We start from the raw sequence: 26022 nt of genomic DNA on the forward strand, positions 1-26022 counted from the left end.
CAGAAATGGAGTATATATATGTGTAGTTCAATTAATAGTGATTATAACATACCCAAAAACGATTTTTTAATATCGATATTTTTTGCCCTTATCGATAATGCTTTGTTGAGATGATGATAGTTTAAAGATGTAAAGATTTTACAGCCTGATTCAGTTGAGTCAGGCTGTTTTTGTTTATTTCTTTCCGATGTCAAGCTAGATAATATATACCAGATACAAGTACAATAAATATAATTAAAATACTACATATCAGATATTTAACATCATTATGTATTATATTAATGGAATGAAAACTCAAAATACATCATTATATCGTTCAAAAATTGAAGAGATTTTAGCATTTGGAATTCAATTCATCACCATTGTGTCTTTATTGATGGGTATCATTATTAATTTATAAAATTGCCCCTGATCTACCTTATGATTAAAGCATTTGAATAATTTTCTGCTCTAATAAAGGTCTAAAAACTAGAAACATCATTTTATGATGAATCAATAAAACCAATAGCTCAAAATGACAGAATTAGAATTAATCATGGATCTTTTTAAGCATCTGGATCGTCAAGGTCCTGGAAGTAAAAAAGAAACGTTGAAAGCATTAGAATACCTGAATATTCCAACACATAAAAAATTAGAGATCGCCGACCTTGGATGTGGTTCCGGAGACCATTCGATACCATTGGCTCAAAAGTTAGATGCAAATATTATCTCTGTTGACCTATCCACTGAGTTTCTTGAAGTACTCAATGAAAATGCAAAAAAAGAGGGTGTTCAAGAAAAAATAAAGACGTTAGAAGTTTCTATGGATGACTTACCTTTTGAAAAAGATCAGTTTGATATAATTTGGTCGGAAGGTGCTATCTATAATATTGGATTCGAGAATGGCATCAAAAATTGGAAAGATTATATTAAAACAAAAGGGTACTTGGTGGTCAGTGAAATCAATTGGTTGACGAATTCAAGACCTAAGGAGGTGGAAGATTACTGGAAACAAGCCTACCCTGAAATCAATACAGTGGGTCATAAAGTGAGAGTATTAGAAGAAAATGGATTTTCATTAATGGGATTCTTTAATTTCGGTGAAGATAGTTGGCTAGATACTTACTACACCCCCATTGAAAAGAGCTTTCCGGATTTCTTAGAACGTCATCATCATTCCGAATTAGCACAACAAATTGTAAAAGGGAATCAAGATGAGATCGACTTTTATAAAAAGTACAAAGAGTATTATACATATGGTTTTTATATCGCACAAAAGGATTAAATACCCATTGTGATACTCTTCATATCACTGTGATACAAAAATATAAAAGGCCTACCCAACAGCTTGTTGAATAGGCCTTTATTATTTTTACAACTTATATAAGTTGTGGATTGTCTAGTTTGAAGTTAACAACTTAGATGAAGGCTTGAACTTCGTTAAGTTGATATCTTTAACAGCTCTTTCGTATTCCTCTAATGTAGGAGTTCTACCTAAGATAGTAGAAAGTACTACAACTGGAGTTGAAGATAATAACGACTCACCTTTCTTCTCTGATGAATCTTTTACAACTCTACCTTGGAATAAACGTGTTGAAGTAGCCATTACAGTATCACCTGGCTCAGCTTTCTCTTGGTTACCCATACATAAGTTACAACCAGGACGCTCTAAGTAAAGCATTTTTTCGTATTTCGTACGAGCAGCACCTTTTGGAGCATCATCGTCGAATTCGAAACCTGAGTACTTTTGTAATACTTCCCAATCACCTTCTGCTTTTAACTCATCCACAATGTTGTATGTTGGAGGAGCAACAACTAGAGGTGCTTTGAATTCTACTTTACCATGTAACTCTTCAATGTTTTTCAACATTTGAGCTAAGATCTTCATATCACCTTTGTGAACCATACAAGAACCGATGAAACCAAGGTCTACTTGTCTGTCGCCACCATAGTAAGATAAAGGTCTAATTGTATCGTGAGTATAACGCTTCGATACATCTTCGTTGTAAACGTCTGGATCGGCAATCATTGGCTCAGCAATTTCATCAAGATCTACAACAACTTCAGCAAAGTATTTCGCATCTGAATCTGGAGTCAATGGAGGTTTATCACCTGACTTGATTTCAGCAATACGCTTATTCGCTTTGTTGATTAACCCTTGAAGAACCGCTTTTTCGTTGTCCATACCCTTCTCAATCATGATTTGGATTCTAGACTTAGCGATCTCTAATGATTCGATTAACGTTTCATCTTCTGAAATACAGATAGATGCTTTTGCTTTCATTTCAGCTGTCCAGTCAGTGAAAGTAAACGCTTGGTCAGCAGTTAAAGTACCGATGTGTACCTCAATTACTCTACCTTGGAATACGTTGTCACCACTAAATTGCTTCAACATTTGTTGTTGCGTTGCGTGTACAACATCACGGAAGTCCATGTAAGACTTCATGCTACCTTTAAAAGTAACTTTTACTGACTCAGGAATTGGCATTGAAGCTTCACCTGTTGCTAAAGCTAATGCTACTGTACCTGAATCGGCACCAAAGGCAACACCTTTTGACATTCTTGTATGCGAGTCACCACCAATGATGATATCCCAATCTGAAACAGTAATGTCATTTAATACTTTATGAATTACGTCAGTCATTGAGTGATAAACACCTTTAGGGTCTCTCGCTGTAATTAGACCGAAGTCGTTCATAAACTTCATCAACTTAGGAATGTTAGCTTGTGCTTTCTTATCCCAAACTGATGCTGTGTGACAACCAGATTGGTAAGCACCATCTACGATTGGTGAGATTACCGTTGCTGCCATTGATTCTAACTCTTGAGAAGTCATTAAACCTGTAGTATCTTGAGAACCTACGATGTTCACTTCTACACGAACGTCAGAACCTGCATGAAGTACACGACCTTCTAAGTCTGTACCTACTGCATTTTTATTGAAGATCTTTTCTACTGCTGTTAAACCTTGACCTTCATGAGAGATCTCTTTTGAAGGAGCAAATACTACTGGTGCAGTTACACCTAAAGTTTTCGCAGCGAAAGATTGTAATTTCTTACCAAATACAACAGCATAAGAACCACCTGCTTTGATAAACTCAACTTTTTGAGGAGTTAAAGAAGCAGAGATATCGATTAACTCTTGGTCACCGTTGTATAATTTTTTCTCTTTTGTATTGATAGTTAAAACAGTACCTGTTTCAACAGAGTAAGCTTGTTCTAATACTGGCTCACCGTCAGCATCAACTACAACTTTACCGTTAGCATCTTTTTGCTTCACCCAGTTTTGAAGGTCAATACCAATACCACCTGTTACACCAACTGTCGTTAAGAAGATTGGTGAGATACCGTTAGTACCTGCAATGATTGGAGCGATGTTTACGAAAGGAACGTAAGGAGAACCAGGAACACCTGTCCAAAGTGCTACGTTGTTTACACCTGACATTCTTGATGAACCTACACCCATTGTACCTTTTTCAGCGATTAACATTACTCGCTTATCAGGATGTTGCTCTTTTAATGCTGAAAGAGCTGCTTGTTGTTCTTTATTGTGCTCGAAGATACACTGTCCATGTAATTCACGGTCTGATCTTGAGTGAGCGTCTGCACCTGGTGAAAGTAAATCTGTAGAGATATCACCTTCTCCTGCGATAAATGTTACAATTTTAATTTCTTCATCAACTTCAGGAAGTTTTGTGAAGAATTCAGCTTGAGCATAGCTTTCTAGGATATCTTTAGCAACAGCATTGTCTGCTTTGTACGCTGCTTCAAGACGCTCCATATCTGCGTCATAAAGGAACACTTGTGTCTTAAGTACTTTTGCTGCCGCATCAGCTGTTGCTGCATCAGTACCTAAAGCTAAGTCTAAAAGTACTTCAATAGAAGGTCCACCTTTCATATGAGACAATTGCTCAAATGCAGATTCCGGTGAAATTTCTTCTACTTTTGACTCACCTAAAATGATTTCTTTTAAAAATTTCGCCTTTACACCTGCAGCACTTGTTGTACCCGGTAATGTATTATAAATGAAAAACTTAAGAGAATCGTCTCGGTGTTCATTATTAGCATCTTTAATTTGTGCAATGACCTCACTTAATAATTCAGCGTCATCAATCGGCTTTGGGTGAAGTCCTTGAGTTTTTCGTTCCTCAATCTCGTTCAGGTATTCGCTATATTTGCTCATAAAAAAGTTTGTTAATTACATCAAGTTGAGATCAATAAGTCGCACTTATATTTTCAGAGTAAGTATTACCTATTATTTATCATCCCTCAATGACAAATCTCATGGTTTATTTTATTTACTGCAAAAATAAAGATTAATTTTGAAAATAACTCCTTGATAGTCTATTTATATAGTTTAATTATTTTCAAAGATATATGAATTAGCTTAACAATTAGGTAGTTTTGTTGAATTTTCTTTGTCATTGTCTCAATAAAACCAATGATTTGGAACTAAATACGAAGACAGCATTTCTCAGATTTAAGAAGGCTATATCTTATGTAAGGTTTGTCTATATAGTCCCCACAATATCAGATCATTTCAGTCAATTAATAAGCTTTTAATACATCAAAAAAAATTAAAACCTCAACAGCAACGCCATTGAGGTTTATGTATGATGAAATGAATAAAATCTACAGTTACTTTAAGGCTACTTTTAGTGAAGTTCCTGGCTTTAGTTCTTCACTTCCGCGCACCAATAGAATATCGCCTTCCTTCAATTCGCCAAAGATTTCGACTTTATTATTATTGGTGATACCTTGTTTCACCTCGATCCATTCTACTTTTTCATGCATACTTTTTACTACAAATTGTTTTTCCATTGCCGTTACTACTGCTGTAGAAGGCACTACAAAAGACTTTGATTTCCTTTTTAGGGATAGTTCTCCCATGGTATACATTCCTGGTTTTAAAAGGTGAGCTGTGTTTTCATAAGTAAACTCCCATAACTCTGTTCTAGTCTCTTTATCAATACTCCCCGATTTTCTAGACAGCTTTGCCTTTAATTCCTTCCCCACTAACGCATCTGTTGTAAATACCAATTGATTTTCTTCTAATTCAAAATTGATATATGACTCCGGTACATACACCCTTACCCTCATCGTATCGACAGATTCAATAGTTAGTAGCTTATCCTGACTTGAAATCCCTGCAAAGTCACCCACATTGACAAATCGTTCTGTGATTATTCCATCAAAAGGTGCTTTTATTGTGAGGTAGGATAATAATTGACCATATGCATTGATACTCGCTTTAGTAGATTTCATAAGAGACTCATCTGCTAACATTTTATTTTTAGCCGTAATTCGCTCACTTTCTGCGATTACCCCATCCGTTTTTGATGCTTTTTCTATACGCAGAAATGCATCTTTACTCCCCTCATAATTGGCTTTTGCTTCCATGTACTTCGCCTTAGCTTCTACATATTGAGCATTGATTTCAGGAGCATCAAGTACCAATAATACTTGCCCTTTTTTCACTTTATCACCGATATCTACCTTTAGTTGTGAGATATATCCCTCCATTTTAGCATGAAGCGTTGCTTGATCAAAAGGCAATACTTCAGCTGGGATAGATAACTTTTTAGTCACCTCTTCGGTCTTTAATAGAAAGGCAGGTTTTGTTTGGTCTGCCTCAACTTTTGTGATTTCTTGTTCTTTCTGACATCCCATCAAAAAGGTTAAGATTAGCGAAAGGGAAATAAATGTCTTCTTCATTTTTGTATATCTTTCAAAGGGTTCAATTACCCGTTAGTGGCGATAAAATATTTACTGTTCTTGTCTTCTGGGTTAAGTGATTCACTCTTAAAATTATTCCCTCCAACAAAATTCTGATAGAGCAATGGTAGTATCACTAGAATACTAAACATGGAGGCGGCAAGACCTCCAATTACAGCGACCCCGAGAGGAGCTATTTGATCTCCACCTTCTCCCATGCCTAATGCCATAGGAAGCATTCCTACCATCATTGCTAATCCGGTCATCAGGATAGGTCTCAATCTATTTTCAGCTGCGGTGATAAATGCTTTTGTATTCCCTGCTTTTCTTTCTTCCTCTGCATTCGTGATAAATAATACGGCATTAGAAACGGCTACACCTACAGCCATGATCATTCCCATATATGACTGAATATTAAGAGTATGCCCTGTCAGTATAAGAAATACTAGAGATCCCCCGACAACCATAGGTAATATAGAGAGTGTTGTCATAGAAATTTTAAACGACTGGAAACTTGCTGCCAACATCAAGAATATCACAGCGATAGCAATGCCTAATCCTAATTCTAACTCTCCTAAAGTAAGGTCCAATAAGTCAGACTGTCCTCTTTTTATGATTTTAATACCCGGAGGTAAATCTCCTAACGCCTGAATAGAACGATCTAAATCTTTTATTGCTGTACCTAAATCCTTTTCATGAATATTAGCTGTGATGGTAATAAAGCGTTGTTGGTTGAGACGATCATATTCTGCAGGTGTTTCTACATTTTTCCAGCTGGCAACATCTCTTAAAAAGATCTTTTTCCCATCTTTATTCGCTACGGGGACCGACTCAATATCCTCAGGACTATTCATATCGTGCTGTGGATATTCTACCTGTACTTGGTAGGCTACCCCAGACATAGGATCTCTCCAATAATTTGGTTGGGTGAATCTGCTTGTTGAGGTTGCCGTTACCATAGATTTAGAGATTTCCTCGACCGTTAACCCTAACTTCCCTGCCTTTATTCGATCAATGTCGATCTTTATACCGGGATAATCCAAAGGGGTAGTAATTTGAACATCTCTGTAATAATCAATTTGTTGCATTTGAGCTTCCAACTGTTCTGCTACTTTCATCGAAGTGTTAAGGTCCTTACCTAGTATCGCAACTTCTAATGGGTTGGTAGCTCCAAGATTCATCACTTGATCCACTAAATCTCCAGGTTCAAAAGATAATTTAGCTTCAGGATATCCTTTTAAAAACTTCTCTCTCAAGGCTTCTTTGAAATCTTCAATAGGATAACCTGCTTCCTTCTTCAAATTAATTTTCACAACAGATTCATGGGGTCCGCTGGTCCATAAGTGAATTAAGTTGACAGGAAAACTTGATGGTTGTGTACCGATAAATGCAGAAGTGATATCGACATTTTCCTCCCCCACAATTTCTTTTGTAATACTGAGTAAGTCTTTGATTGCTTCTTCTGTTCGCTCTACTCTTGTACCCGTTTTTAATCGTAACCTTACTTGTGCTTGTCCTGCATCCACCTTTGGAAAAATATCAAGACCAATCACATAAAATCCTATACCAATAATACCAGCGGCAACTATAAAATAAGAAGTGACATATTTTCCCGAACTACTTTTCATCCTATTGATCATACCAAGGTAAGTCAACTTAAATTGATCAAAATATTTACTTTCATGAGCTGAAGGATCAAACTTTTTCATCAACCAAACAGCCATTACAGGAACAAAAGTCATGGATAATAAGAAAGAAGCAATCATCGAAAAACCTACTGCTAAAGCCATTGGCATAAACATTCCCTTCGGTACTCCCGACATAAATAAAGCTGGGGCAAACACTGCCAGAATACTAAACAGAATCAGAAGCTTTGGAGTCACGATCTCTCTACAGCCTTCTAATACAGCTGCAGCTTTTGTTTTCCCCATCTCCAAATGTCGATGTATATTTTCTATCGTAACAGTTGCTTCATCTACAAGCATACCGACAGACAAAGCCAAACCTCCCAAGGTCATTATATTGATGGTCTGACCAATCATATTTAAACAAATCACACTCGATAATATGGCAATTGGTATTGTTAATACCACTATTAATGCTCCTCTACGATCACCTAGAAATAGCATCACCATTAGTCCCGTTAGCAATGCTCCGATGCCTCCCTCAACCATTACACTTTTTAATGAATTGATCACATACCCCGACTGATCAAACTCATAAGAAACTTTGATGTCTGAAGGTACGGCGGCTTTCATTTCTGGAAGTGATTTCTTTACATTTTGTACGACTTCCCATGTAGACGCATCTGCCCTTTTTGTTACAGGGATATAGACAGATCTTGCTCCATCAACTAAGGCATAACCAGTCGTAATATCTGCACCAATAGAAACATTAGCGATATCGTTTAAATAGACATTGGCTCCATCACCAAAAGACAATGGTATTTTACCAAAATCATCTATATCTTCTATGACTGTATTTTGAGGTGTGATCTTCATCTCATCTCCTATACCAATATTTCCTGCAGGAGAAATGGTATTGGACTTCGACAAAGCCGTTACTATCTCTTCTGGAGTATAATTGTATCGTTTTACTTTCTCAGGATCTACTTTCACTATTACTGTTTTAGAAGACCCGCCAAAAGGAGGAGGAGCTGAAACGCCAGGTAAAGTGGAAAACATTGGTCTTACTTTAAATAATGCTAAGTCAGCAATTTCACCCAAGGTTCTAGTATCCGAAGAGAATACCAATTGTCCAACTGGCACAGACCCTGCATCAAAACGCGTGATAAACGGAGGTACAGTACCCGGTGGCATAAATGCCCTTGAACGATTCACATATCCTACCACTTCAGCAGCTGCCTGACTCATATCTGTTCCTTCATGGAATTCAATTTTTATCAATGCATTCCCTTGTACTGACTTGGATTCCACTTTCTTGACTCCTGTTACATACAAAAAATGGTATTCATAATAGTTCGTTACAAACGATTCCATCTGATCAGGTGACAAACCTCCATAGGGCTGAGCCACATAGATTGTAGGTGAACCAAAAGTGGGAAAAATATCTATTTTCATATTACGGATAGCAAGAAAAGAGAATATGGCAATCCCTATCACACCAACCATCACCGTAATCGGTTTATTTAATGATCCTTCAATTAGTTTCATATTAGTTTTTTATTTGGTTAAGAAATAGCTGAATATCACCTTTCACAACAGCAAGCTGTAATAATGATTTCCATGCAGAAGCATAAGCGTTTTTCAATTTCGTTTCGGCATCTAACAGATTGTACTGAGCTTCGATCAACTCTGTGTAATTCACCAATCCTTGTTCATATCTTGTTTGCATGGATAAGTAGGCACCTTGACTGGCTTCGTATTCTACTGGAACTTCTTTGGCAATGGCCAATGCTGTATTTAGTCCTGTTCGAGCCGTTACCTCTTGTTTTTTAAGGTTATTTTCTACTTTTCTAATGTTTTCTTGTGAAGCTCTTACAACTGCTTTCTGCTGTATATTTTTGGTCTTTTGAGAAGCTAAATCCATGATCGGAAAAACCAGCTGTAATCCCACTCCATAATTATAACGCTGCATTCCCCAACCGTCTGCATGATTCACTGTTCCATCGTATGCTACCCCAGAACCTCTTGCGTAAGTAGTGCCCCAAAATTCTAACTTCGGCGTCCATGCTCTTTTAATTTCTGTTAGTCTAGTTTCATTGGCTTCCAATTCTTTTGTTACGATCGTTAATGTTGGATGTACAAACGTAGCGGTACCTGTATAAGTTTTTATTACTGAAGGCAAATGATCAAAGAAGAAAGTACTAGTTGTTATTTCTTTTACTCCATCAGACGATAAGTATTCCTTTAACTGTTCTTCTTGACTAACCAATAAGTTTTTTAATTGATATAATTGCGATTTAGATTTCGACAATTCTGCATTCACTTTAAGACTATCAACTGAAGGACGTATACCACTCTCAACTAATTTTGTTATTCTTGTGAGATTGAACTCATTTCTTTCAATATTTTTTTCGTATGTCGTAATTAATTCTTTTGTTGAAGCAATTTCTAAATAATAGAATGCGACTTGAAACTGTATTCTTAGTACCTCATTACTTACACTAGCCAACTGCTTCTCATAGATACTTTGGTTGTGAGCAATTGCATTTTTACGTTCTCCAAAAGTAATCGGAGACCATTTTACCATCATACTGACACCTGAACCTACAGTACCTCCATAATTGTCGTCCGATGGAGGACCACTAATTGGTACATTATTACCAGGATAATTCATTCCTGTAATGTTATTATAAGTAGCAAAATTGGCATCATAGCCAATATCTACCGAAGGCAATAAAGTCTTTTTCTCCAGGGAGACTTCTTCTTTTGAAGCTTCCGCTAAAGCTTGTTTTTCTGCTATAGATGGAGAATTTTCCTGAGCTATTTGTAGTAATTGATCCAAATCGGATTGTCCAAATGCTGTGTTTACGGTAGCAAATACAAGGGTGTACATTACCAGCATCCAAAACCACTTGATTTGGAATTTTTTAAATATATTTCGCATCATTTTTCTTAATTAGTTACTTCTTTTACAGTAGTCTAAGAAGTACATTCGATTGATAATTTTATGTTTAATTGTTTCGGTATATTCTTAGTTATTTATCTTTTCTCAACATTACAAAAGTAAAGCGTAGTAAAGGTTGTTTTGGTGTCCATTTGAAAAAAGTATGGACTATTTGAAAAGGCCCTGTTAATGAGATTGAATGTTTGTTTGGTATTTAACTTTCATTAAAATTGAGTTGATTTCATTTGGTATAGATGAAGGTCAATGCAATAAGGTCTATTAAATTACTCATATAAGATGAACTCATAGGATTCAATTATAATGCGATTAGCTTTAAGTATTGTACAAACGTAATTGGATAAATAAATATACCATTGTTTCTTGATACGGCTATACTTGTATTGAAGCTCTTAATAATGAGGTTATACTTTCTTTGTAATACTCCTTCCTTTCATTACCAATACTCTTGATTGTATACTCCTGTAATAACATAACCTTCCAAATTGATTATTAATAAGTTAACTGCTATAATTTATATTTTCAAAAATACAGATACAGCGGATTAGGTATAAATACCTAATGTGAAAATCAAGTGTTTTTACTCTAAATTAAATTCTAACATTATAAGACATTTGTCTTGTCATCAATAATTAAATAGCAAGTCAGTGACTCTTCTATTTTTGATGATAAAGGCGATATCCGAAAAGCCTATTTTAAATAGAGTAGGAATTAAATGACTAAAATAATGGAAAGTTCAAAGCAAACAGAAAACGCTACAATAACAAGTTTTGATTGGGATCAGTGGAAAGTAGATATGCTTTCTTCAAATTTTGATCAAAGTAGGAGTACTGAAGAATTGTTACTAGTGAAAGAGAATTTATCTCCTACCGTAAAAGCTGCAGCTCAACAATGTGTAACTGACTCGAACAATGATTTTCAAAGTGAAATTAAAAATCAGCACCAACTGATATTACAGTCTCTAACCCCTTCAAAACCAAAAGATGGCAATACATCAGGCGTGAATTGGAATGCATGGAAAAAGAAAACACTTAAACAATTGGACCAAGCTTCTGATAAATCAAACGAAAAAACGGTAGATGCAATTGCTGAAAAAGGAAAGAGCTTACCACCTCAAGAACAAGAGAGTTTTGCTGAAGTGATGGGACATGCATTACTGAGTAATATCGATGAGGTTTTTAACGATATTCGAGATGGTATTGTAGAAGCTGCAGATAAGATTGCTGAGGGTGTTGAAGATGCAGGCAAAGCAATTGGAAACTGGGCTGAGGGTGCTGCAAAATCTGTAGGAAATTTCTTTTCTAGTATTTTTTAATCCCCCAAATAATTATTAATCATGGAATTAATAACTGAGAAAATCACTAACAGTGAACAGCTTGCAAGTCAATTAGGTAACATGTACTTATCACAGTCTTTGACTAGTATACAAAAAGACTTTACTGACTCATCAATAAAAGTATTAAAGAATAATGGTTCATGGAATGATTGGGCTAAAAATGCGTTGAAGTTTGCCGATCAGGTTACTGATAAAACAAATCAAGATATTGTAAACATGGTCGTTGAAATTGGGAAGAAGCTTCCTGATTCGTTACAGCAAGACTTCAAAACATGGGCTAACTCTAACCTCATATCCAAATTGGAGGGCTATTTTGCGAACCAAATGGCTTTGTTATCTCAAAAAATTGATAATGAACTTTCAAAACTTGACCCTAAGCAATTAAGTTTTTGGCAAATCATTTCAGGTTGGGTTGAGGATGCTTGGAAAGAAGTATCTAATACATTTGGTAAAGTTGTAGAATGGGTTGGTCAGGAAATTGAGAAAGCATTCAGTTCATTATATCACATTTATGAGGATATTAAAAATTACATTAGTGAAGGATTAGAACTGTTAAAAGAAGGTTTAGAAAAAATTGTTGAAGCACTTGAGGAACTTATTGATAAAAGTGCTTATATCAAATTAGCAGTTGATGCAAACAATGTAATTGTCAAAGGGCTAGAAGAAATTGACATGACAGCAAAAGAATTAGCTGATGCTTTCAAAAATGATGTAACTTCTACTCTCAATAAATTGAGAGCAACCAATGCAGTAAAATCATTTTTCGGAAATTCTAACCTTCTAGAAGATGAAAGTTTAGAATCAACTTCTCATGAAGGAGCTTCTATTCTATTTATTATAGAATTGGCTGGACCTATTGCTGGACCTGTTGGAGCGGGTTTTATGGCTTTTATTGCATTTAATCTTGATAGTTATTCAATTGGTGTAATAGGAGGTGCAATGTTAGGTGCTTTTGAAGAAGTTGAAGTCGAATTCCTGATAGGTGCTTATCATGGTACACCCAAAGATGAAGATGGATTCTTTCTGGCAGCTGGTGGTTCATTAAAAGGATTTGGACTTTGTTTATTTGTAGATCTTACAGTAGACACTAGTAGCTTTGATAATTTCTTTGACGCTATTTGGAGTGATATTAAGCACGTAAAAGGTGGTGGTTTAATTTCATTTTGTCCACAAGAAATACTTGACCCTGAAGACCCAGGAGTTTCAGGTTTTGGTGAATTAGGTTATGCTACAGTTGTACATGAGGGATAGTCCGTTTTTCTTAGTATAACTTGATTAATTACTGTAAAGACTGCTCAAATGTTTAGTCATTACAGTAATTTTCAAAATGTGTAAAATACTTTCTAAAAGTAAACATATTCCTTTGACTACCCAACTACCTTCTTCTAAACTATATTTTTGTCATCAAGTAACGGATTAATAAACTATATGTTTCTTTAGCATTTCAAGTAATTATCTAAAAACCTAGAGTCTCTCTTTCATATTCTTAAAATAGATCAATTTTCCACAAAGAATATAAATTTGTAAGGTTGCTTACTTACACATTTTCCGATAAACTATTTTTTTCTATAGTTTTGACCTACCTAATTTTTACACAAATACTTACGCAAACTATAAATTATCTCATTAGCACTTATGTTATACCGAATTTTCATTATTCTATTAATGATTTGGGGATGTTTCAGCTGTAGAAAAAAAGAGACTGAAACGATACTCCCTAATAACTTATCTATCCAAATTAATTGTCCTGAATACCTAAGAGGAGAGCAAAACCTACAACTTCAATTAGAGAATACTGAAGAGCAAGATGTCATTATCAATGAAATTCAGATTTCTTACCATGGTCAAGTTATCTCCAATGCTTTTCATTTTAATCATGGAGTATATCTTATCCCTTTTAATTCATTGAAACTAGAAGATGGATGGAAGGAATTATTGATTCAAGCCAATACTGTTAGTCCTTTTCACACCAAAAAGATTAGCAAAACCATAAAGGTTTTTATCGATAATTACTTACCCACAGTGATTGTAGAAAAAGGCTTTGTCGATCATCAAAATACAAGTACTATTACCAAGAATGATATCGGAACAAGTAAGGTAACTGATTACCAAAGTACAGGGTACCTTTTCTTTACAGATACTTTAGGAAATCAAATAGGCGATTTTTACAATGTTGAAACAATAGAAGGAGATACTTTACATGTGATGATTCCGGATGGCTTGACGTCTACCCAATTTGTACGTCACTTCTGTTGGGTCTATCAGCAAGACTACTATTACCAAGCCCATGATCTGTCATATGATCAATCCCAACAACGGAAAGTTTATGACATCCAGTCGAAGTATATCGATTCTAAAAGTGAAACAAATCTTCAACTTCAGCTATCAAAGGAAGAAGCAAATAGAAATAAGCAAGAACATATCTATGTTTCCCTACCTACTAAAATAATGGAGGCTCAACCTTACTTATCACAACATTATGTAGATAGAGATTATGATGGAATGCAAACCATTCTGAAATTTGAAAAATTCTCCTCTGAAGACATTCAAAATCTTCTTATTGAACAAGCTGATCATTCTTACGTTTATCTTGCTTTTCATCACCTAATGAGTAATGATACGATAACAGTGACGAAACAAGATTTTAGAACAGATTATAGGTTTTTTGAAAAGGACAGAGATACCCCTACTTCAAAATTTGCAGTCTATGATATTTATACTCTACCCAATAAAAAGGTCAAAAGATACGCAGAGAAGAAATTCCTCTTGGAAGACAATACCGATTATTATGTTGGGTATTATTTATTAAATAATAGTTCTTCAATCCAAAACTGTGTAAGTGTTGCTATTCATAATGATAAACAAATTGCTACCTCATATAGAGAAACATACCATACAACTTATTTATCAAAAGCAATATCCCCTTATCAAGAAGATAACATTGAATACAGTTTTTCTAAAGAACACTTTGTGATGCAGCATACTTTTAAGAAAGATCAAACACAGAACTATTTTGAAAACTACTACTATGGGCAAACAAAAAATGGATTAGAGATTTATGGCTACTTCACCATAGAAAGTGGTAAGGAATTAAACTTCAAGTTTAAAAATATTGAGGGATTGAAAAAATTAGAAGACCCTATGCTTCATCAAATCTATACCAATAAAGTGGGCTCTCCGTACTGTATGGTTCGTTTTTCTTCTGTCGATGATTTCATCAGGTTAAGGCTCAAACAACATCAAAACCCTGTGTATAAAGAGAATGAGCTTTTTAAAAAGACATTGAGGAAAAACTTTATTAAAAACTAGTTAGTTGTTTTTTGGATGGTCACATCTAAAACTTGTACCTGAGCATTCTTACCAATTCTATAGCGTTTCCACCAAAAAGGTATTGTAGCAGCGGAAATTAAAAAGAATGCTCCTGATTGTAATAGAGCAACGTCTTTAGCATAATGATTTTCACTGTCTCTAGAAGTTGCTCCAGACAATAAAAACCCTGCCCCAATAAGTGCAGTACCTCCTGCAATTAGTTTGGGAAATGGTCTATGAAACTTTATGACCTCAATTTCTTTAATCGGGATTTGGGTCATAGACTTTAATAGAATAAATGAAGAATCCAATACGGCGTGTACTTCATCATGATAGACTGCTTCTGTGCCTTTCATCTTAAATACTATCTGATCTCCAGCATATATTTTTCTCCTATTGCGGCCATAATTGTCCACTGCAATAAACTTCTGGGCGCAAACCATTTCAGAAAAAAAGAAAAATAGTAATGTTATTAAAAGTGATTTCAAAGGCATAATGAATAGATTTTAATTTGACAGTTTGCTAACTTTTTTGACACTTTTAAAAAAAATATAGTTGTAACAACTTATACTATCAAAGAATTTGTAACTTCAGTTTTATATATTGAAATTTACTTTGGATATTGATTTTTTTAAGATATTCAAGTTTAAGCAAACTATACTAACCATCTGATATCATGCGTATTTATAGCATCTTCTTCACGCTATTGTTGTGTTTACTTAGTTCTTCTTTTACCTGTTTAGGAAGTAATAAATACCCTAGAGCGACCTTTGGAAGAAATACTACTTATAATGGTGAAGACCATTCAACATACTCTATTTTTGTACCCCGAAAAGCAAAATTTGTTGAAGTATCTTCCATCGGTTTAACCACTTTTGATACGAACGTTGGAATTTACGATAATGAAAATACCTCATACTACAGTACTATTGATTACAATAGTGATGCGTTCAATACAAGACAGTCTTATCTAAAGACAGATATTGCCGAATATCAAAGTCAATATATCTACATACGATGGGATAAAGCCTATTATGATAATGAGAACTACCCTTGGGAGTTAAAATTTTATGATGAAGACAATAAGCTAATTGATGAAGTTGAACTACCTGAATCAGTCATCAGATATGGCCGCGAAATGGAACTTCCTTCGAAATCATTTTGGGGAGAGGAGCTTCATTATGAGCTAGAGACGCCTACCTCTCTTATTTTAGACCAAGAAAACCATCTACTAAGTAGTAACAATACTGAGGGTACGTATAAAATAAGAATCTACACTGAAGGCTCTGCTCAATATTCTGCCTATGATACGCTTGTTTCCATCTACAATAGAGTACATGCCTCTGGAAAACCCTACCCTGCTTTAAATTATAGTGAAGAAGAGATCTTTACTAAAAAGGATCTTCTCAACCCACTTAACATTACATCTAATGCAGAAAACCCTTTAAAGTTATCTTCTAACAATTATAACGTAAGTATTGAGGGAAATGCGTTTCGACTCACTCGTTCCGGCAAAAACTCTGATATTCATATAAGAGTAGAAATAGATGAGAGTGAGCATTTTGCCCCTCTTTTCGAAAACCTCTACATTCCTGTTACTATGACTAAGTATAATATCTACTATGATGATTATTATGCTATAAAGGCCATATATGATAATATGAATGTAAAAAATTGGGAATCTAATCAATGGTTTAATGAAAATAAACCGGCTACTAGTTGGTCGTCTCACCTCAGCTTTAAAGAGCAACGATTGGATGATTATTCTGAATGCCTTTTCTTATATAGTATTTCATTAACCGACGACAATACCGAAGGGGAAATTCCCGAAGAGGCTAATCAGCTTCAGCACCTTTCCACATTGTATGTACGTAGCCTAGCAAATGTTCCTAACTTTGACAACCTTTCTCAATCGTCATTATCTAGAATTTATATAGAGCATTCTGGTTTCGATCATTTATCGCTACAGCAAGACGGGTGGAAAAATTTAAAGACGGTAACACTCAACTATCCCAAAAGGTTAGATGCTTCTTTTGCCAATTGGATTGGAAAATGGACAAGTTTAGAAAAGCTGGAAATATTAAGAGGTACACTTACAGAAATTCCTGATGAATTCTATCAATTAACAGCATTAAGAGAACTTGATTTAAACTCTAATCCATTTGTTGATTTTGATGAGAAGGTCAGTCAATTAACACAACTAAGAAAGTTAGAATGGGAGTATGCTGAAGGTGACCTCCCTAAAAACTTTGAGAAAATCCCAAACTTAAGTTATCTAAATTTATCACATTCATTAGATAGCTTGTTGCCCTTAGAAATTACACAATTAACCTCTTTGGACACCCTCGTTCTCAATTATTGCAACTTTGATGTTCTTCCAAAAGAGTTTAATCAACTTTCTAATCTTAAATCTCTTAGCTTAAGTAATAATTATATCTCTCATGTGGAAACCGATCTCACCAACCTTACTCAGGTATCTTCTTTAAATATTGATAGAAATAAACTGAGCCTTGATGAGTTAGATAAATTTAGGACAGCTGCAGAAAATGCAACCTACCTAAGGTATAATTATCAATATAACGAGAGAATACCTATTACTATCGATTCATCAAAAATTAGTCAAAATAAGATTATTATCCATGTGCAATCTGATAAACCTGGACGCTCGTATCAGTGGAAATACAATGGATATTATACAATTGATGGTGCTACATCTAAGAGCTATACGGTCAAAAACTTTGGGGAGACAAAATCGAGTGTTTTCTGCGAGGTAAAAGATGATTTCTGGACAGATATTACTTATCAATCAACATCCTATTTTAAGCCACAACGAGATATTAAATTGATCGTAAAGAATATCCCTGAAAATACTCCCAAAGGAGTGAAAATACATGCTGTTGGTAACATCACTAATAATTTATATTACAAGGATACATACCCACTAGAGTACAACGAAGAGCTAGATCAATATGAAATTATACTCAATGAAAGATTAGGAAAAGTGACTTTTCAATTCTCTAAAGGTAAAAATGATGAGTTTGTTGAAGTCAATCGCTATGGCAATAAGTTTACGAGAACATTTAACCCTGAGACACTCACAAACACAGAATATGTGATTAGTGATATTGTGGCATGGAACTATGCGTCTCCTTATTGCTTAAACACTATTAATGTTACCGCAGGAGTACATCTCACACCTAAGCAAGGAATTAAAAAGTACCGCTTTACTGCGAATCAAGATATGACGATCCGTATCTCTTCTTATAAGCATACTTTTTTAAATACTTATTTAGAAATCTACGATGATTGTAATACTGGTGGATACCTATTAGGATGGAGTTCTAATCATGAAAACTCATTACAATCACAGTTGGATTATACTTTATTCAAAGGGCAGTCCATTAATATTGTTTGGGAAGATGAAATGACAATGGCAGGATATGACAGTCAGTTTGAATGGGAGCTTTCAATCCTTAATGGTTCGAAGTTAGAACAAACAGACCTCAGTACTTCCTATCCAAATATTAAAAGTTTAGGCAACTATTCTTTAGATCTAAAAACTGACAATGATATTCCTTTACAAGCTGAAGTAATTTCAGGTAATGCTATTATTGAAGATAACATCTTAAAAGTAATCGGTCGAGGTAATTACCAAATTCGTTTTTATAATGAAGGAGACAAATATTACTCTCCTTTTGAGACAGTTAAAAGCTTTTCGTTAGCCTATATTAATGGTCACTACTATGATCTATCAAAGTTGATAACAACGAATCATGTAGGTGTTTATGAAATCACTGAAGAGTTTTCAAATGCTGATGAACCTGTACAGATTGAATTTTCGGGTGATAATATTACCTATGAAGCACCCTACCTTACTATTCATAAAAAAGGACAGTTTCAAGCGCATATTTCTACATCAGTACTCTCCAATTACACACCCCTCGATGAGACCATTTATATTACTGTAAACTCAGATTATTCTGAAACCTTGGATAATTTCTTTGAAGAAGTAACAACTACAGGGTACTATGATCTCCCGAGTATTATTAGATCGAAAGGTTTCGCTATCAGATCATTAAATGATCATGCTGAAATTGAAGACTTCTTTAACGTCACTTCTATCAAAATTAATGAATTAGCAAAAATTGAATTAGAGCTTTCAAAGGCTGCCACTAAAGACCGCTTTAAAACATCGGTTTCCTACCTCTATTACCTAGAAGAATCTCCAAACGAAGGAAAGCCTGATACTGATGAAGGAGACAATGATAATAACGGTGGTGAAAATAGTGAAGAGGATAATAGTGGAGATGGTGACAATAATGAAGAAGGTAACAGCGGAGATGGTGATTCGAATGAGGAAGAAACTAATCCTGATGGAGGAAATAATGGAGAAACACCAACTGCTATAGACACTTCATCCACTCAATTTAGTATTTTCCCTAATCCGGCAAATCATATCATTTACGTTCAAAGTGATGTCATAAATACTGCGAACTGTTCTTTATTCCTTTCAGACCTTAGCGGAAAGAGTATGGAAATTGATACTCAAATTTATGGTCAGAAGAAAGTAATGATTGATATTTCAACACTGCAAACTGGAGTTTATATTCTATTGATTGTAGATGATCAAGGAAGACTTTATTCACAGAAGATTATCAAAGAGTAATCCGTTAATGTAGCAAGAAAGTTATATACTTTAGGCTTTCACTCTTACAGATAAATACACAAAAAAACGCCTTATGTAACGAAATACATAAGGCGTTTTTTATTGAAGTTTTTACCTCTTTATTATTCTTTGTCTTACTACTGTATGATCCTCCAATACTATCTCTATCAAGTATATACCTTGGGTAAGATCTGTAATATTGTAAGCACTTTGTGGTACCTTAAAAGATTTTATCAGTTTACCTTCTAAAGAATAGATTGTTAGCTGTTGATGAGTGGTAGTTACCTTAAATTGGTCACACACCGGGTTAGGATAGACCACCAACTCATCTTCTAACAGATGATCAATATTGGTCACTAAATTATATTCCCATTTGGCATATAATTCAATATCACCATAACTTCCTGCAGGAATTGAGTGCTGTTCCTCCAAGAAAGTTGCGTCTTTATACCATCCTTTAAAGTCGTAGTTATTCCTTTTCGCTTCAACAAAAATTATACTATCAGAAGCAATGTTATAAGACCTTGGATTATCTTCATTACGGTATTCATCATGGTAAATAATATGATATTCCGCTATCGTAAATTCAGGGTACAAAGTAATATCTCCTCCCACAGAAGGAATAGCTGTGATTTTATTTTCTAGTTGCTCTTCTAAATACCACCCTGAGAAATCATACCCCATTTTCACTGCATCATTTAATGGTGTATTAAAATCATACACTGTAAACTTTGATGGATTATTTACTTCATAGATTTCCTGATCACTGTAGTAAATCGCGTACTCGTCAACACTGAACTCAGCATATAAATCTAAATGGCCAAGGTTCTCTTCTGTTACCGCAACTACTTCATCGGTAAAGTCTGGATTTGAGGACCACTTGATAAATGTAAAGTCTGCTTTTGTTGCCGGTGTTAATACTAACCCTAAATCGGCGATAGTTACTGTCTTTGGGTTTTCATGGATAACCCCTTCCATATGATGATAAGTAAGAGGGTATACCACAGGTGTAAGTAAAGGATATAAATCGATATCATCATAAGAGCCCTGCTCAATATTTTCTACTTTCTCTGTGAATTCCTTATCTGTGTACCAACCTTCAAAAATATAGTGTGCTTTTGAGATTTCAGGTAAATTAAAGGTTGGCGTATTAATCGTAAATTCCGACGGGAATTTATCCGTATCGATACCTTCTTCTACATGATATTTAATTTGATACTTTTTCAGTCCTCCAACCGTAAAATCAAATGATTTACTTTCTTGAATATCTTCAATATTAATCTCACTAGGAATCACTTCGTATCCCTTGGTTTTAGGAGTGATAGTAAAAGAGTTTCCTTTGTTGACCATGAACGTTGTAGATTGCGAATCTCTTAGCTTTGAAACTAAATTGACATCTCCTGAGACTTCGTAATAGTATACCTCACCTTCTGGAAAATTAAGATTTACCTGTAGCTCTGGAATCTTATTATCTCGATATGACATTAAATTACCATAAGGAATATTATCTCCAGATTCGCTAATTAATTCATCCAACACATTGCTCTTATAGGTCTTATAACTTATCCACTTTGTCGATTGACCATACACTGACGATAAACTAGGATATGGTAAATACAACATTGTTGAGAATGTATATTCTCCGATATATAGCAAAGTGGTCGGCAATTCGATAACAGGGAAATTATCGTTATGATAAAACACTCCATCTTCCAAAAATTTTAATCCTTCAGGTAAGTTGATATCGATGATATTATTGTAATCGAACACATTATCTTGCAATCGAATAAGCTGACTATCTTCCTCCTCAAATTTCACTTTCCATAGGTTATTGTTACTAAATGCTTCATAACCAATTTCTCTTACAGTGTTAGGAAAGTATAACTCTTCTATATCATTTCCTCGAAAAGCTCCTTTCCCTATTGATTTTATATTTTCTCCTAATTTCAATGATTTAATCCCTAAGCTACTGAAGACATAATCACCAATACCTTCAACAGGTTGCCCATTTAACTCATCAGGGATTATGATGTGTTGAATACTCTTATTAGAGAAGTACTCTACAATCACATTATTTTCTATCATCATATGATTTTCATCTAATGTAATTGTGTCTTCCACTATAAAGGTATATTCTAAATAAGGCTTCGCTTGATACTCTCCTTTAGTATAAGTATAGCTCCCTGCCTTCCAATAACCTTCGTATGTTGGATGCTCAGGTAGGTGAAAAGGTACCCATGGATGTGAAGTTGAGTAACTCAATTCATTAAATGCTTTACTTTTAATATGTACCAATGAATTGGGAAGTTCGATCGTATCATAAGCATTTCCATAAAATGCCTTTTCACCAATAGAAAGTAACCCTTCATTGAAATCTATAAAGGCAATTTCATTATCCTTAAAGGCAAAATCTCCAATATTTTTCACAAAACTTGGTATCGTGATCGTCCCTGAAATCTTGTTTCCTTGAAAAAGCTCACTACTGATTTTTTTCAAATTTGTTGGTAAATAGAGGACTTCCAATTCATTATCCATAAATACACCATCGCCCAAAAGAATATCGTTGTTCTTATAAAGAATTTCATTGATACTATTCCCTTGGAAAGCATAATTACCTACTTCTTGTATGGAAAGTGGTAAAGTCAGTTTTTCGATCTTATTGCCCCTAAGAAATTCTGTCGGTATACGGTTAATTCCTTCAGGGAATACTAATTCAGTAAAGTTATTATTTTTAAAAACTCCTGTGCCTAAAGAAACTACTTGATCATTAAATATTACAGTACTTAGATGATTCAAAGCAAAGGCAAAATCTCCAAAATCAGTAACATTGCTCAAGTCAACCTCTTCTAGATTACACCCATAAAAAGCATAATTACCTATTTTTTTAACACCCGAGGGTAATACCACTGTCGATAAACTTTTATTATTCTGAAAAGTGTTAGGAGCAATTTCAGTCATCCCTTCAGGTATGACAACTGCTTCCAACTTTGCTCCACTAAATGCTCCATACTGGATTTCTACTAGTGTTGACGGTAAGGTAATAAAAGTAAAACTACTGTTCATAAAGGCTTCCCTTTCTATCACTTTTAATGTCTCCGGTAGTTTGATTTGATCGATCTTACTGTACCTAAATGAACGTTCATAAATCGTATCATATTCAGAAGATATTTCAATGTATTTGGCACTGACATTATTAAAGAATTCTTCTCCTATCTTCGTTACTTTTATTCCTCCAAATTGGGCAGGGAGAAAAACTCTATCATAATACATAAAGTCTTTTCTATTCAACTTCGAAAGTACCCCATTATCATCGATAACGACATCATCTAATGTTAGTGTATAATCTTTCGCCCCATCAATCAGAATATAAGAACGATTGTAGTTTGCACTGTACGTAATTTCCTCTAAAGGTTCATAAATCTTCCCTGTTTCCACTTCCAACCAAATACTCGTCCCGTCTAATGGTTCAGGCATGGGTAATGACTTCAATTGACTATTATACATGAAAATATTTTTATCAATTCTTTTTAAGGCTGAAGGTGAAGGCAAGTGAAATCCTTCGTACAAACTGCTTCCAAAAACACCTTCGTGTATTTCTTCTAAACTCTCGGGGAGTATCACAGAAGTGAAATTATTATACTGTAATGACCACTTTTCTAAAATCGTCACTGTATTTGGAAGCTCTATACTTACTAAATGCTTATTACGTAAAACATTCTCCCCTAATATTTTGACTTCTTGATCCTGTAGTATTTCAGGTATAATTAACTGTACATCGGTTAAATCTGGGTAGACTGTCACCAAACGTCCATTGACTATTTCAACATCTGCATCTGTTAATGTATATGGAACTGAGGTGTCGATTGGGGGGCGTTCTTCTACTGATTCTCTATAGCTATAAGTTACTGTCAAAGATGGCGTTCGCATACCTGGAGGAAAAGCATAACTACTCGTATACCATAGTTTTCCTTCTGTAGCAGAGTGAGGCAAAATGAATGATAAGAATTCATTATTACTAAATGCACTACTTTTAATCTCTCGCACTTTTTCATTGAAGTTGAGGGTGTTCTCACTTAATAGATTTGACGCAAAGCTTCTTTCCCCTATCACTTCTATATTTTCAGGAAAAGTAATTTCTGTTAGTCTATTACTCGCAAAACATTCCTCCGAAATTTCCACTAATGTCGAAGGCAAGTGTAAAACACTTATTTCATTTCGATAAAATGCCTCTTCACCTAATGTTCCTGTAAAATCACTCAGGTCTAAAGCTTGTATTTTGTTATTCTCGAAACAACTTTCTGAGATGTAATTAATTTTATCACCAATAGTAAGTACTTTAATTTCATTTTCTGCAAAAGCTGCTTCCCCTAACTCTACTTCCTTGTCCTTTAACGCCAAAGCAGCTATCTGATTCCCATAAAATGAACGATCACCAAAGTAAATATGGTTGGTCTCAATGTTCAACTCTACTATCTGATTTTTCCAAAAAGCATTACTTTTTACACTATCTAATGAAGCTGGTAATGTTATACTTTTTAGCTGATTTTCGTAAAAAGCTCTTTCTCCTATGACTTCTAAGGTTGAAGGTAGGTTCACTTCTTCAATTACATTTCCTTCAAAGATATTATCTCCAATTTTAGTTACCCCTTCGGGTATTACAACCTTTTTAATGGATTCAAAACCTTTGAAATAAGCATCGGGCAATACTTTCCAACCTTCTAAGAAAACGACTTCTTCAAGTGATCGATTATCTTCAAATGGATTCTTGTATAGTTCTACATCAGCAGGTATCTGAAGGGAAGAAAATGAGTTATAACTAAATGCATTTTCCCCGATATAACTTATTCCTTCAAAATCAACTTCAGTCAGGAAATTACTTCTAAAAGAATATTCAGGAATACTATCATTATATACCTCTTTCAAAACCATCTCAGTAAGTTGGTTTTCTCTAAATAATCCTTTAGGAACTCTATTCAACTGCCCATTAAATGCTACATTTTCAAGTTCATTTCTCCTAAAACATTCATCTCCAATTTTTGTCACTGAAGAAGGAATCGTTATTTCTTTTAGTTGATTATCATAGAAAACCCCCTCCCCCAAAGAATCTAAACCTTCTGGTAATTGAACTGCAGTTAAGTAGTTTCTAGCAAATGCTCCATCCCCAATAATTTCTACAGATTCTGGGATAATAACCGAGTGGATTCGATGTTTTTCGAACGCCTGTTTTCCTATCACTTTTACCGTTGGAGGAATCACGACACTTCTTATAAACTCTGACCGATTGAATAAAAATGTTTCCTCGTCTATTTTTCTTAAGAAGGCTTTCTCACCAATCTCAATAATTTCTTGGTTGTCTAAAATTCTAGGAATAATAATATCTCCATAGACGTATGAAGATTTTAATAAGATACCATTTTCCACAATTACATCATCGTCTTCCAAGACATGCTGAGCTTGAGTAATAGACGTAAACGTACTAAGGAAAATTAGTAGAAGAAGTGGTAGTCTGTACATCCGTAATAGAAGTTTGCTTTAATATAGATTTTAATAGCAATTTAGATATTTTTTCATTTTTTAAAAACAAACACAACAGTAATGTTATCTGTAATACACTCATCATCAATAAGAGAATAAATAACAGAAGGTCAGTACTTAAATTTCTTAACAGCACTAATCATCCTTAATCTCTACCTTTACGTTTAAATAAAGTACATCAAGATCATTTTGTCTATGGAAAAGGAACTGCTGATTGTTTGGAATGAAATGCATGAGCGTTTATTGAACTTTGTCAATAGTAAAGTTCATGACGACGATTTATCTCAAGATATTGTTCAGGAAGTCTTTATTAAAGTGTTCTCAAAAATCGATACACTAAAAGATAAGGACAAACTTGTTGCATGGATTTTTCAGATCACAAGAAATGAGATTGTTTCCTATTTCAGACAAAATAAAATTCAATTACCTGCCAATGAACTTGTGGAGGAAAACGAAGTATTGGAAGATGAATATTTAGATGAAATCATCAATTATGTTCACCCAATGATTAATGTTTTACCCCAAAAATACAAAGAGGCCTTAGTGTTATCAGACATAGAAAATATATCACAAAAAGATTTAGCAGAGAAACTTCAAATTTCTTATTCAGGTGCTAAATCTAGAGTACAAAGAGGTCGAAAATTGCTTAAAGAAACGTTTGATAAATGTTGTGATATAACCACTGATGTATACGGTGGTGTTATAGATTGCAAACCAAAAGACCCATTTAATCAATGTGACTAAACTTATTTTGCGTCTTTTTTTTACGCCAGCGTCTATAGGGTGTTTTTAGTAATAAAGGCCTTAAAATGAAGAGATAAATACTGAATAGATACGTTTTATCTACTCTTCTTCACTTCATTTTCTGTTTAGCGTAAATAAAAAATAGCAATAA

Annotated in this window: 12 protein-coding genes; 6 read left to right on the forward strand and 6 right to left on the reverse strand. The window is 34.5% G+C overall.

Annotation, left to right across the window (positions count from 1 at the left end; genetic code table 11):
• Positions 1-514: 514 nt before the first annotated feature.
• The gene (locus QL232_RS01900) at positions 515-1264 is read left to right on the forward strand and encodes a class I SAM-dependent methyltransferase (protein ID WP_281612834.1); all 750 of its coding nucleotides are present in this window, start codon (positions 515-517) and stop codon (positions 1262-1264) included.
• A 114-nt stretch (positions 1265-1378) separates the two neighbouring features.
• On the opposite strand, the gene QL232_RS01905 is transcribed toward QL232_RS01900, so the two are convergent.
• From QL232_RS01905 to QL232_RS01920, 4 genes are all read right to left on the reverse strand, one after another.
• On the reverse strand, positions 1379-4162 hold the full coding sequence (locus tag QL232_RS01905) for a bifunctional aconitate hydratase 2/2-methylisocitrate dehydratase (protein ID WP_281612835.1): 2784 nt from the start codon (positions 4160-4162) through the stop codon (positions 1379-1381).
• Positions 4163-4617: 455 nt separating this feature from the next.
• On the reverse strand, positions 4618-5694 hold the full coding sequence (locus tag QL232_RS01910) for an efflux RND transporter periplasmic adaptor subunit (RefSeq protein ID WP_281612836.1): 1077 nt from the start codon (positions 5692-5694) through the stop codon (positions 4618-4620).
• A gap of 26 nt (positions 5695-5720) precedes the next feature.
• Positions 5721-8867, reverse strand: coding sequence for an efflux RND transporter permease subunit (locus QL232_RS01915; protein WP_281612837.1), 3147 nt, complete (start codon positions 8865-8867; stop codon positions 5721-5723).
• 1 nt (position 8868) lies between these two features.
• A complete protein-coding gene (locus tag QL232_RS01920; RefSeq protein ID WP_281612838.1) occupies positions 8869-10266 on the reverse strand; it encodes a TolC family protein in 1398 nt (465 codons plus the stop codon).
• A gap of 742 nt (positions 10267-11008) precedes the next feature.
• Between QL232_RS01920 and QL232_RS01925 the strand changes: the two genes are divergently transcribed.
• The 3 genes from QL232_RS01925 to QL232_RS01935 all read left to right on the forward strand — a co-directional run bounded on the left by QL232_RS01925 (position 11009) and on the right by QL232_RS01935 (position 14926).
• The gene (locus QL232_RS01925; protein ID WP_281612839.1) at positions 11009-11596 is read left to right on the forward strand and encodes a hypothetical protein; all 588 of its coding nucleotides are present in this window, start codon (positions 11009-11011) and stop codon (positions 11594-11596) included.
• 21 nt (positions 11597-11617) lie between these two features.
• On the forward strand, positions 11618-12868 hold the full coding sequence (locus tag QL232_RS01930; RefSeq protein ID WP_281612840.1) for a hypothetical protein: 1251 nt from the start codon (positions 11618-11620) through the stop codon (positions 12866-12868).
• Positions 12869-13252: 384 nt separating this feature from the next.
• Positions 13253-14926 (forward strand): hypothetical protein, encoded by a 1674-nt coding sequence (locus QL232_RS01935; protein ID WP_281612841.1) that lies wholly within the window; start codon positions 13253-13255, stop codon positions 14924-14926.
• Here the strand turns inward: QL232_RS01935 and QL232_RS01940 are convergent.
• Positions 14923-15420, reverse strand: coding sequence for a hypothetical protein (locus tag QL232_RS01940; protein ID WP_281612842.1), 498 nt, complete (start codon positions 15418-15420; stop codon positions 14923-14925). The genes QL232_RS01935 and QL232_RS01940 overlap by 4 nt on opposite strands.
• Positions 15421-15602: 182 nt before the next feature.
• On the opposite strand from QL232_RS01940, the gene QL232_RS01945 reads away from it, so the two are divergent.
• On the forward strand, positions 15603-19592 hold the full coding sequence (locus tag QL232_RS01945; protein ID WP_281612843.1) for a T9SS type A sorting domain-containing protein: 3990 nt from the start codon (positions 15603-15605) through the stop codon (positions 19590-19592).
• A 111-nt stretch (positions 19593-19703) separates the two neighbouring features.
• On the opposite strand, the gene QL232_RS01950 is transcribed toward QL232_RS01945, so the two are convergent.
• Entirely contained in the window at positions 19704-25106 is a 5403-nt protein-coding gene (locus QL232_RS01950; RefSeq protein ID WP_281612844.1) for a leucine-rich repeat protein, read from the reverse strand.
• A 216-nt stretch (positions 25107-25322) separates the two neighbouring features.
• On the opposite strand from QL232_RS01950, the gene sigZ reads away from it, so the two are divergent.
• The gene (gene sigZ, locus QL232_RS01955) at positions 25323-25871 is read left to right on the forward strand and encodes an RNA polymerase sigma factor SigZ (RefSeq protein ID WP_281612845.1); all 549 of its coding nucleotides are present in this window, start codon (positions 25323-25325) and stop codon (positions 25869-25871) included.
• Positions 25872-26022: the final 151 nt, after the last annotated feature.

It is taken from the genome of Flammeovirga sp. SubArs3, assembly GCF_947387565.1.
GTDB lineage: Bacteria > Bacteroidota > Bacteroidia > Cytophagales > Flammeovirgaceae > Flammeovirga > Flammeovirga agarivorans.

Coding starts and splice junctions, on each gene's coding strand:
- QL232_RS01940 (WP_281612842.1), bottom strand. CDS start 15,420: ATGCCTTTGAAATCACTTTTAATAACATTACTATTTTTCTTTTTTTCT.
- QL232_RS01925 (WP_281612839.1), top strand. CDS start 11,009: ATGGAAAGTTCAAAGCAAACAGAAAACGCTACAATAACAAGTTTTGAT.
- QL232_RS01915 (WP_281612837.1), bottom strand. CDS start 8,867: ATGAAACTAATTGAAGGATCATTAAATAAACCGATTACGGTGATGGTT.
- sigZ (WP_281612845.1), top strand. CDS start 25,323: ATGGAAAAGGAACTGCTGATTGTTTGGAATGAAATGCATGAGCGTTTA.
- QL232_RS01910 (WP_281612836.1), bottom strand. CDS start 5,694: ATGAAGAAGACATTTATTTCCCTTTCGCTAATCTTAACCTTTTTGATG.
- QL232_RS01945 (WP_281612843.1), top strand. CDS start 15,603: ATGCGTATTTATAGCATCTTCTTCACGCTATTGTTGTGTTTACTTAGT.
- QL232_RS01930 (WP_281612840.1), top strand. CDS start 11,618: ATGGAATTAATAACTGAGAAAATCACTAACAGTGAACAGCTTGCAAGT.
- QL232_RS01905 (WP_281612835.1), bottom strand. CDS start 4,162: ATGAGCAAATATAGCGAATACCTGAACGAGATTGAGGAACGAAAAACT.
- QL232_RS01920 (WP_281612838.1), bottom strand. CDS start 10,266: ATGATGCGAAATATATTTAAAAAATTCCAAATCAAGTGGTTTTGGATG.
- QL232_RS01900 (WP_281612834.1), top strand. CDS start 515: ATGACAGAATTAGAATTAATCATGGATCTTTTTAAGCATCTGGATCGT.
- QL232_RS01950 (WP_281612844.1), bottom strand. CDS start 25,106: ATGTACAGACTACCACTTCTTCTACTAATTTTCCTTAGTACGTTTACG.
- QL232_RS01935 (WP_281612841.1), top strand. CDS start 13,253: ATGTTATACCGAATTTTCATTATTCTATTAATGATTTGGGGATGTTTC.